The organism is Natrinema pallidum DSM 3751 (genome assembly GCF_000337615.1).
Lineage (GTDB): Archaea > Halobacteriota > Halobacteria > Halobacteriales > Natrialbaceae > Natrinema > Natrinema pallidum.
In genome coordinates this window covers 1-1,869 of sequence record NZ_AOII01000105.1, presented here as the reverse complement: position 1 = coordinate 1,869, position 1,869 = coordinate 1, and the positions used below count along the sequence as shown (strand labels likewise).

Below are 1,869 nucleotides of genomic sequence, written 5' to 3'. Positions count from 1 at the left end.
AGAAGATCCACAAGCAACGACCAATCTTACAAGAGACGCTCGCTACCACTACACAACCGAGGTGTGAGGCTTAACTAAAGACGGATGGTTGTCGTTCATGGTCAACAGCTCCAGCAGAAATCGTGATAGGCACACGAGTCACAGACCGGCTTCTCCTCGGCCGGTGGCGGCGATTCTGCGGTGACGACCTCACGGATCTCACGGATAGCCGATTCGACTTCGGCGCTGGTTTCCGGGGTCAGTTCGATCGTCTCGCGTCGTTTCTCTGTCGGATGTGCAAGGACGCCGGTCTTCTCGACGCCGGTGACCCGATCGAGATACCAGAGATAAAACAGCAACTGCAACCGCGCTGGTTCGGTCATCGACGACGAGGGTTTGACTTCCAGGATCTCGCCGCTGTCCAGTACGTCGATCGCGATGATCCCGTCGACACGCACGTCTCGGCGCTTGTCCGAGTAAGCCGAGTCGTCAACGTCGCTGCCGCGAACGATCGATGGCGTGTCGCGGTCGATCTCTACGTCACGGCTGAGGAACCAGAGTTCTCGCTCACAGACGACGTAGTACTGGAACATGACGCCGGTCAGTCGGAAGGGGAGTTCGGCGGTCTCGTCTCTGGCAGCGTCGAGAAACCGGTCGACGGGGTCAGTCAATGAATCGGTCATAGGAACCGGTCGTCGACGCTCGGCTCGTCCACAGCGAGGCCCTTCGTTGTGTCGAAGTACGAGGTGCCCTGTGGCCGCCTGAGTACACAGAGGTCGGTATCACCGAGCGGTTCGAGGTGTCGAGCTGTCTCGGCCTCGGTCGAGTCTTGGCTGTAGATCGGGAGCGAAACGGTGATCTCCTTGGCTTCGTCACGCCGGTCACCGAACGCGTCGTAGTCGAATTCTCTCACGGCCGATTCCATCGCATCGACCAAATCTCGGTCGGCGTCCGTTCGGCAGACGACCACGTCAACGCTCTCTCGTTGGCCGATCAGCGAGAGCGTGCCGAGTTTCGCTCCCTTCGCCTCGTCGACCCACTCGACGTACTGTGGGGATCCCGGATTTCGGCCGGCGACGAGCCCGTAGTAGTGCTGAACGGCCTCGCGGGTCATCGTCCGTTCGGCGACGGTTCCGTCGTTCGCACCGATCGCGTCGAGTGTTTTGGAAGTCAGTGAAATTGTACTCACTCCCTCAGAGTCGTAGACGGCCTGTGCTGGGGTCTTGGTCGTGCCCGCTGGTGGAGCGAGCCACCAGAGTGTCACCGCTCCAAGGTCACTCTCGAACGACCGGTTACACCGACCCGCCGCCTGCACGACGCTATCGATCGGTGCGATGTCGCGGTACACTCGATCGAAGCTGATGTCTACCCCAGCCTCGATAAGCTGCGTCGACACCGCCACGAGCGGAACGTCGCGTTCGGTGAGTCGCTTCGTCGCTTCGATGAGCGCGAGACGGTCATGCGGGCGAAGGCGAGTCGAGAGGTGGACGAGTGCCCGTTCGTTCGAACCGAGCGTCGCCTCGACCCGTTTGACGAGAGCGTCCACGTCAGCTCCGTCATCGTCGAGTTCCAACTCGAGACACCGACCAACGTCGACGACCGCTTTGCGTTCCTCGATCGTATCCGTGAGTTCGGTAGCACTGTCGATGGTGTTACAGATCGCGAGTACTGACTCAGTCTCGCCGGTCTCGTTGATGATCATCCGGCCAGCTGTCTCGTAGTCTACTGTTGCGTCGGTGTCGTCAAATGCGAGTACAGAATCGTGAATATCGTACTCGACTCGTTCAAAGTGATCGAAGTATCGTATGAGTTTACCCCGAAGTCTCGACAGCCGGCACAGCGTGATCCCGTGAGAGCATCTCATTGTTGTTGACGACTCGACGAAGTTCT

General features: G+C 59.3%; 2 protein-coding genes. Both read right to left on the bottom strand.

The window, feature by feature from the left end:
- Nucleotides 1–101 precede the first annotated feature (101 nt).
- Nucleotides 102–662 carry a CRISPR-associated protein Cas4 gene (gene cas4, locus C487_RS17415; RefSeq protein ID WP_006187151.1) on the bottom strand — a complete coding sequence of 187 codons (561 nt, stop codon included), beginning with the start codon at nt 660–662 and terminating at the stop codon, nt 102–104.
- Nucleotides 659–1,681 (bottom strand): hypothetical protein, encoded by a 1,023-nt coding sequence (locus C487_RS17410; RefSeq protein ID WP_006187150.1) that lies wholly within the window; start codon nt 1,679–1,681, stop codon nt 659–661. Before C487_RS17410 ends, cas4 begins: the two co-directional genes overlap by 4 nt.
- Nucleotides 1,682–1,869: the final 188 nt, after the last annotated feature.

What these genes read in the sequence shown, in the direction of transcription:
- cas4 (WP_006187151.1), bottom strand. Translation starts at nt 662, where the DNA reads ATGACCGATTCATTGACTGACCCCGTCGACCGGTTTCTCGACGCTGCC.
- C487_RS17410 (WP_006187150.1), bottom strand. Translation starts at nt 1,681, where the DNA reads ATGATCATCAACGAGACCGGCGAGACTGAGTCAGTACTCGCGATCTGT.